Source organism: Streptomyces sp. NPDC052020 (assembly GCF_040680575.1).
In the GTDB taxonomy this organism is placed as follows: Bacteria; Actinomycetota; Actinomycetes; order Streptomycetales; family Streptomycetaceae; genus Streptomyces.
Window position 1 is genome coordinate 307009 of sequence record NZ_JBFAWY010000003.1, and the last position, 7951, is coordinate 314959.

At 73.8% G+C, this 7951-nt stretch carries 7 protein-coding genes and 1 rRNA gene; 5 read left to right on the plus strand and 3 right to left on the minus strand.

Annotated features, from left to right (window positions below; all coding sequences use genetic code 11):
- A complete protein-coding gene (gene mtrA, locus AB0L74_RS04660; protein ID WP_009188938.1) occupies positions 1-690 on the minus strand; it encodes a two-component system response regulator MtrA in 690 nt (229 codons plus the stop codon).
- A gap of 4 nt (positions 691-694) precedes the next feature.
- Positions 695-1837, minus strand: coding sequence for an S-methyl-5-thioribose-1-phosphate isomerase (gene mtnA / locus AB0L74_RS04665; protein ID WP_365645522.1), 1143 nt, complete (start codon positions 1835-1837; stop codon positions 695-697).
- Between the two features lie 140 nt (positions 1838-1977).
- On the opposite strand from mtnA, the gene AB0L74_RS04670 reads away from it, so the two are divergent.
- The 5 genes from AB0L74_RS04670 to AB0L74_RS04690 are packed head-to-tail and all read left to right on the plus strand — an operon-like array spanning position 1978 to position 7579.
- On the plus strand, positions 1978-3303 hold the full coding sequence (locus AB0L74_RS04670) for a glycerophosphoryl diester phosphodiesterase membrane domain-containing protein (protein ID WP_365645524.1): 1326 nt from the start codon (positions 1978-1980) through the stop codon (positions 3301-3303).
- Between the two features lie 4 nt (positions 3304-3307).
- The gene (locus AB0L74_RS04675; protein WP_365645526.1) at positions 3308-4078 is read left to right on the plus strand and encodes a DUF4129 domain-containing protein; all 771 of its coding nucleotides are present in this window, start codon (positions 3308-3310) and stop codon (positions 4076-4078) included.
- Complete coding sequence (locus tag AB0L74_RS04680; RefSeq protein WP_365645528.1) at positions 4075-5280, plus strand: DUF4350 domain-containing protein; 1206 nt, start codon at positions 4075-4077, stop codon at positions 5278-5280. Before AB0L74_RS04675 ends, AB0L74_RS04680 begins: the two co-directional genes overlap by 4 nt.
- Positions 5280-6269 (plus strand): MoxR family ATPase, encoded by a 990-nt coding sequence (locus AB0L74_RS04685; RefSeq protein ID WP_365645564.1) that lies wholly within the window; start codon positions 5280-5282, stop codon positions 6267-6269. The genes AB0L74_RS04680 and AB0L74_RS04685 overlap by 1 nt, the downstream gene beginning before the upstream one ends.
- On the plus strand, positions 6269-7579 hold the full coding sequence (locus AB0L74_RS04690; protein WP_365645530.1) for a DUF58 domain-containing protein: 1311 nt from the start codon (positions 6269-6271) through the stop codon (positions 7577-7579). The genes AB0L74_RS04685 and AB0L74_RS04690 overlap by 1 nt, the downstream gene beginning before the upstream one ends.
- 112 nt (positions 7580-7691) lie before the next feature.
- On the opposite strand, the gene rrf is transcribed toward AB0L74_RS04690, so the two are convergent.
- A 5S ribosomal RNA gene (gene rrf, locus AB0L74_RS04695) occupies positions 7692-7808 on the minus strand.
- Between the last annotated feature and the right edge of the window lie 143 nt (positions 7809-7951).

Genomic DNA, 7951 nt, shown 5'->3' on the forward strand with positions numbered 1-7951 from the left:
TCAGCTCGGCCCGGCCTTGTAACCCACGCCACGCACGGTCACCACGATCTCCGGCTTCTCCGGGTCCTTCTCGACCTTGGAGCGCAGCCGCTGCACGTGGACGTTGACCAGCCGGGTGTCGGCCGCGTGCCGGTAGCCCCACACCTGCTCCAGCAGCACCTCACGCGTGAACACCTGCCACGGCTTGCGCGCCAGCGCCACCAGCAGGTCGAACTCCAGCGGCGTCAGCGCGATCGACTGCCCGTCCCGCTTCACGGAGTGACCGGCCACGTCGATGACCAGATCGCCGATGGCGAGCTGCTCCGGCGCCGGCTCCTCCGACCTCCGCAGCCGCGCCCGGATGCGGGCCACCAGCTCCTTCGGCTTGAACGGCTTCACGATGTAGTCGTCGGCGCCCGACTCCAGGCCCACGACCACGTCGACGGTGTCGCTCTTGGCCGTCAGCATCACGATCGGCACCCCGGACTCCGCCCTGATCAGGCGGCAGACCTCGATGCCGTCCCGGCCGGGCAGCATCAGGTCCAGCAGCACCAGATCCGGCTTCGCCTCACGGAAGGCAGCCAGCGCCTTGTCGCCGTCGGCCACGAAAGACGGCTCGAAACCCTCACCACGCAGCACAATGCCGAGCATCTCGGCCAGTGCGGTGTCGTCGTCGACGACAAGGACTCGTCCCTTCATAAACGACATCATCCCATTAGCTCATCGTCACCCGGCGTGACCTGGCACACAGCTCCGCGAGCGCCTCGCTCGTCACCGGCGAGACGGCCCCCTCCTCGGTGACGATCGCCGTCACCAGTTCCGGCGGCGTCACGTCGAACGCCGGGTTGTACGCCTGGGTCCCCAGGGGGGCCACCGCGATCCCGCCTCCCACTCCCGCCACCGGCACCTGGGGAGCCGTGATCTCGGTCACTTCGTGCGCGGGGCGCTGCTCCACCTCGATGGACGCCCCGTCGGGCGTGTCCGGGTCCACCGTCGTCACCGGCGCCACCACGATGAAGGGCACGTGGTGATACCGCGCGAGCACCGCGAGCGGGTAACTGCCCACCTTGTTCGCCACCGAACCGTCGGCCGCGATGCGGTCGGCCCCGATCAGCACCGCGTCCACCTCACCGGCCGCGAACAGCGACCCCGCCGCGTTGTCGGTGAGCAGGGTGTACGCCATGCCGCTGCGCGCCGCCTCGTACGCCGTCAGGCGAGCACCCTGCAACAGCGGGCGCGTCTCGTCCACCCACAGGCGCCTGAGCCGCCCGGCCCGGTGCGCCGCGAGCGCCACCGCGAACGCCGTGCCCTCCCCGCCGGACACCAGCGCGCCGGTGTTGCAGTGGGTCAGGATGCGATGCCCGCCGGCGGGCAGCAGCTCGTCCAGCAGGGCCAGCCCGTGGCCCGCCATACGGGCGCTGGCCTCGGCGTCCTCCCGGTGCAGCGCCCGCGCCGCGGCCAGCGCGGCCTCGGCGGCCCGCCGGCCGTCACCGCCCTCCGCGAGGGCCGCCCGGTACGCCGCCAGGGCCCGGCGCACACCGACGGCGAGGTTCACCGCGGTGGGTCGGGCACCCGCCAGCGCGGCCGCCGCCTCGTCGACGTCGAAGCCCCGTGCGGCGGCGAGCGCGACGCCGTACGCCCCCGCGATGCCGAGCAGCGGCGCTCCGCGCACGGCGAGCGAACGGATCGCCTCCACCAACGCGGGAGCGTCCGTGCAGACCAGCTCCACCTCCTCGGCCGGCAGCCTGGTCTGGTCCAGCAGGACCAGCACCGGGCCTTCGGGTGGTTCCTCCCAGCGGATCACCGGGGTCTCGGTCGGCCTTTTGTCCTCGCCACTGTGCGCGTACTGATCAGCCATGCGGTCAGTCTGCCCTCTGTACGGCGGACAATTGAAGGTGCACAGCGCCTACCGCGGCCGGTCCGCACCGGGGCACCCCATGGCACGATGGCTGCCAACCTGCCACCGCGACCGCGGACGGGCATCGTGAAGGAGCGACGATGAACGACACTCCGGGCTGGGCCTCGCCCGGATCCCCGCCGTCCGACGGACGGGACCCCGGCGCGTCCGCGCCCGCCGGCCGCCCCGCCCCCGACCAGCCCGCACACCCCGCCGGCCAGCCGGGCGAGCAGCCGGCGGGCCCGGGCGGCAAGTGGTCCAAGGAGCAGCCGCCCCCCGGCCAGTGGTCCGCGCCCACCGGACCGGCCGCCCCGGGCCAGACCCCGCCGCCCCCGCCGCCCGGCCCCGGCTGGGGTGCCCCGCCCCCCGGCGGTCCCGCGGGGGGATACGGCGCCCCCGGCCCCTACGGCGGCTGGGGCGGCTGGGGCGGTCCCCCGCCCGCGGCCAAGCCCGGCGTGATCCCGCTGCGCCCGCTCGGCGTGGGCGAGATCCTCGACGGCGCCGTCTCCACCATGCGCACCTACTGGCGCACCGTCCTCGGCATCGCCCTGACCGTCGCCGTGCTCACCGAGCTCGTCGTCGTGCTGCTCGAGGGCCTCGTCCTGGACGACACCGCGACCGGCGCCCTCGGCGACCCGAGCGCCACGCTCGACGAGCTGACGCGCGCCATGACCGACGCCATGCTCTCCCTGGGCGTCGTCTCCCTGATCACCCTCATCGGCACGGTCGTGGCGACCGCCCTGCTCACGACCGTCACCAGCCGCGCCGTGCTCGGCAAGCCGGTGACCACCGGCGAGGCCTGGCGGGACGCCCGCCCGCGCGTGCTCGCCCTGTTCGGCCTGATCCTCCTGCTGCTGCTCATCACCGCCGGGGTCATCGCCGTCGGGTTCGTGCCCGGCACCCTCGTGGCCGTCACCGCGGGCGGCGGAGCGGGCGTCGCCCTCACCATCCTGGGCGTGCTCGCCGCCACCGTGCTGTGCGTGTGGCTGATGGTCCGCTTCTCCCTCGCCTCGCCGGCGCTGATGCTGGAGAAGCAGGGCATCAAGAAGGCACTGTCCCGCTCCGTCAAGCTGGTGCGCGGCTCCTGGTGGCGCGTCTTCGGCATCCAGCTGCTCGCGATGATCATCACGAACGTCGTCGCGTCGATCATCGTCATCCCCTTCACGTTCCTCGGCGCCGCCCTCGGCGGCGACGGGCTCTCCGGCTTCGTCGACGGCACCGGCACCCGCGACTGGACGTTCCTCGTCATCACCGGCATCGGCTCGGTGATCGGCTCCGCGATCACCCTGCCGATCACGGCGGGCGTCACCGTGCTCCTCTACATCGACCAGCGCATCCGCCGCGAGGCACTCGACCTGGAGCTGGCCCGCGCCGCCGGCGTCCAGGACCTGGGCCCCGGCGCCCCCGGCACCACCCCGGGAGGCTGATGCGGTGAGCCGGGCGGGGGGAGTTCTCACCGAGGTGCTGCCGCGCACCGCCGTACGGACGGCGCTGCGCGCCGGCGACACCTCCGTACGCGCGCTGCCGCGCTCCGGCGACGATCCGCCGCTGACGATCCCGCGCGACCCCGCGCGGGAGGCGGCGCGACGCGAGCTGTCCAAACGCGTGTACCACGAGAACGACCCGAGCTGGTTCCAGCGGGCCCTGAACGCCTTCTGGGAGTGGGTCGGCGACCTGTTCGGCTCCGCCTCCGGCGCGACCCCCGGCGGAGCACTCGGCCTGGTCGTCGTCCTCCTGGCCGTCGTCGCCGTGCTCGGCGCCCTGTGGTGGCGCCTGGGCACCCCCCGCCGCCGGCCCGTCACCTCCGCCACCGTGTTCGACGACCGCCCCCGCGGCGCCGCCGACCACCGCGCCGCCGCCGAGGCACACGCCGCCCAGGGCCACTGGAACCAGGCCCTCCAGGAGCGCATGCGGGCCGTCGTGCGCGCCCTGGAGGAACGCGCCCTCCTCGACGTCCGCCCCGGCCGTACCGCCGACGAGGCGGCCGGAGAAGCCGGCCGCGCCCTGCCCGCCCACGCCGACCGGCTGCGCGCCGCCGCCCGCGACTTCGACGCCGTGACGTACGGCGGCCGGGCGGCGACGGAGCAGTCGTACCGGCGCCTGGCCGGCCTGGACCGCGACCTGGAACGCACCGCACCGCGGCTCACGAGCAGCAGCGCCCACAGCGCGGACCACCACAGCCGCCACGGAGCCGCCGGATGACCACCGAGGCCACGCTCCCGTCCACCTCCACCTCGCCCACCGCACGCCGGCTGTGGACCCGTACCCGAGGCATCGTCCTCGCCCTCCTGCTGCTGCTCGCCGGGGCCGTCGCGATCGCCGTCGTCCGCTCCGACGCCCGCCACGGCGAACTCGACCCGCGCTCCGCCGACCCCTACGGCAGCCGCGCCGTCGCCGAACTCCTCGCCGACCGCGGCGTGACCACCCGCGTGGTCACCACGCTCGCCGAAGCCCGCGCCGCGACCGGCCGCGACACCACCCTCCTGGTCGCCGTCCCCGACCTGCTGACGGAACACCGGCAGAGCGAGCTGTACTCGGCGACCACCGGCTCCGGCGGCCGCACCGTCCTCGTGGCCCCCGGCAGCCCGTCCGTCGAACGGCTCGCCCCCGGCGTCACCGCGGACCCCGCCACCAGCCCCGACTCGGCCCTGTCCCCCCGCTGCGACCTGCCCGCCGCCCGCCGCGCCGGCACCGCCGACACGGGCGGCGTCCGCTACACCACCACCCGCCTCGACGCCGACACGTGCTACCCCAGCCAGCGCCTGGCCACCCTGCTGCGCCTCCCCGACGCCTCCGGGACCGGCGACACCGTCGTCCTCGGCGCGCCCGACATCCTTCTCAACGACCGCCTCGACGAGCGGGGCAACGCCTCGCTCGCCCTCCAGCTCCTCGGCTCCCGCCCCCATCTGGTCTGGTACCTCCCCTCGCTCTCCGACACGTCGGCCGTCTCCCCGGACGACGAACGCGACATCTTCGACCTGCTCCCCTCGGGCTGGCTGTGGGGCACCCTGCAACTGTTCATCGCGGCGGCCCTCGCCGCCCTGTGGCGGGCACGCCGGCTCGGCCCCCTGGTGCCCGAGAAACTCCCCGTCGCGATCCGCGCCTCCGAAACCGTCGAAGGGCGCGCCCGCCTCTACCGCGCGGCGGACGCCCGCGACCGCGCCGCCGCCGCTCTTCGCTCCGCCACCCGCACGCGCCTCGCCCCCCTCGTAGGCACTCCCGTGTCCCAGGCGCACGCGCCCGAGGCCCTGCTCCCCGCCCTCGCCGCCCGTCTGCGCGGCGAACCCGGCGACGGGCCGGAACTGCACACCCTCCTCTTCGGCCCGCCGCCCAGCGACGACCCGGCCCTGACCACCCTCGCCGAACGACTCGACGCCCTCGAAAGTGAGGTACGCCGTCCATGATGGACCCGACCACTGACAACGCCGGGCGGACCGGGGACGCGGGCACCGCCCGGGCCGCCCTGGAAGCCCTGCGCGCCGAGATCGCCAAGGCCGTGGTCGGCCAGGATCCCGCGGTGACCGGCCTCGTCGTGGCCCTGCTCTGCCGCGGTCACGTCCTCCTCGAAGGCGTCCCCGGCGTCGCCAAGACCCTCCTCGTCCGCGCCCTGGCCTCCGCCCTGGAACTGGACACCAAACGCGTCCAGTTCACCCCCGACCTCATGCCGAGCGACGTGACGGGCTCTCTCGTCTACGACGCCCGCACCGCCGAGTTCTCCTTCCAGCCCGGCCCGGTCTTCACCAACCTCCTCCTCGCCGACGAGATCAACCGCACGCCCCCCAAGACCCAGTCGTCCCTCCTGGAGGCCATGGAGGAACGCCAGGTCACGGTCGACGGCACCCCCCGCCCCCTCCCCGACCCGTTCCTGGTGGCGGCCACCCAGAACCCGGTCGAGTACGAGGGCACCTATCCCCTCCCGGAAGCCCAGCTGGACCGCTTCCTCCTCAAACTCACCATCCCCCTCCCCTCCCGCCAGGACGAGATCGACGTCCTCACCCGCCACGCCGGGGGCTTCGACCCGCGCGACCTGCGCGCCGCCGGCGTACGCCCGGTGGCGAACGCCGCCGACCTCGAAGCCGCCCGCGCCGCGATCGCCAAGACCACGGTCTCCCCGGAGATCACCGCCTATGTGGTCGACATCTGCCGCGCCACCCGCGAGTCCCCGTCCCTCACCCTCGGCGTGTCCCCGCGCGGCGCCACCGCGCTGCTGTCCACGTCCCGCGCCTGGGCCTGGCTCACCGGCCGCGACTACGTCATCCCCGACGACGTCAAGGCCCTCGCCCTGCCCACCCTGCGCCACCGCGTCCAGCTCCGCCCCGAGGCCGAGATGGAGGGCGTGACGGCCGACTCCGTCATCAACGCGATCCTCGCTCACGTCCCCGTCCCCCGCTGATGGCACTCACCGGGCGCGCCGCGCTCCTCGCGGCACTGGGCTCTCTCCCCGTCGGCATCTGGGAACCCGGCTGGACGGGCATCCTCGCGGTCAACGCCCCCCTCGCCCTGGCCTGCGCCTGCGACTACGCCCTCGCGGCGCCGGTACGGCGCCTGCGGCTGGCCCGTTCCGGCGACACCTCGGTCCGCCTGGGCGACACCGCCGATGTCACCCTCACGGTCACCAACCCGTCCCGGCTCCCCCTGCGCGGCCGGATCCGCGACGCCTGGCCGCCCAGCAGCTGGCGGCCCGGCACGGAAACCGCGGCCTCCCGCCACCGTGTGACGATCCCGCCCGGCGAACGCCGCCGCGTCACCACACGCCTGCGCCCGGCCCGCCGCGGCGACCGCCAGGCGGACCGTGTCACCATCCGCTCCTACGGCCCGCTGGGCCTGTTCTTCCGCCAAGGAACCCACCGGGTTCCGTGGACGGTCCGTGTCCTGCCGCCCTTCACCAGCCGGAAGCACCTCCCCTCCAAGCTGGCCCGCCTGCGCGAACTCGACGGCCGCACGAGCGTCCTGACCCGCGGCGAGGGCACGGAGTTCGACAGTCTGCGCGAGTACGTCCCGGGCGACGACACCCGTTCCATCGACTGGCGCGCGACGGCCCGCCAGTCCACGGTCGCGGTACGGACCTGGCGTCCCGAACGCGACCGCCGCATCCTGCTGGTCCTGGACACCGGCCGCACCTCGGCCGGCCGCGTGGGCGACGCGCCGCGCCTGGACGCCTCGATGGACGCGGCCCTGCTGCTGGCGGCCCTCGCCTCCCGCGCCGGCGACCGCGTCGACCTCCTCGCCTACGACCGCCGGGTGCGCGCCCTGGTCCAGGGCCGCACGGCAGGGCATGTCCTCCCCTCGCTGGTCAACGCGATGGCGACGCTCGAACCGGAGTTGGTGGAAACGGACGCCCGGGGCCTCACCGCCACGGTCGTGCGCACCGCTCCCCGCCGCTCGCTGGTCGTCCTGCTCACCGCTCTCGACGCCGCCCCGGTCGAAGAGGGCCTGCTCCCCGTCCTCAGCCAGCTCACCCAGCGCCATACGGTCGTCCTGGCGTCCGTGGCGGATCCGTATGTCGCCCGCATGGCGAGGGCCCGGGGGAACACGGAGGCGGTGTACGAGGCCGCGGCCGCCGCCCAGGCCGAAGCCGAACGGCACCGCACCGCGGAACAACTCCGCCGCCACGGCGTCACGGTCGTCGACGCTCTCCCCGATGACCTGGCCCCGGCCCTGTCCGACGCTTACCTCGCCCTGAAGGCAGCGGGACGCCTGTGACCCGGAATGCGGGGCCGACCGTCGGCCCCGCATCTGTTCCCGAATGCTCGAAAAATACTCCAGAAAACAGAAAAGCCCCGCATCAATCGATGCGGGGTTTTCCCTAAAAATTGTTCGGCGGCGTCCTACTCTCCCACAGGGTCCCCCCTGCAGTACCATCGGCGCTGTAGAGCTTAGCTTCCGGGTTCGGAATGTAACCGGGCGTTTCCCCTACGCTATAACCACCGAAACACTATGAAACTAACAACCAGCAAAGGCTGTTCGTGGTTTCAGAACCAACACAGTGGACGCGAGCAACTGAGGACAAGCCCTCGGCCTATTAGTACCAGTCACCTCCACACCTCACGGTGCTTCCAGATCTGGCCTATCAAC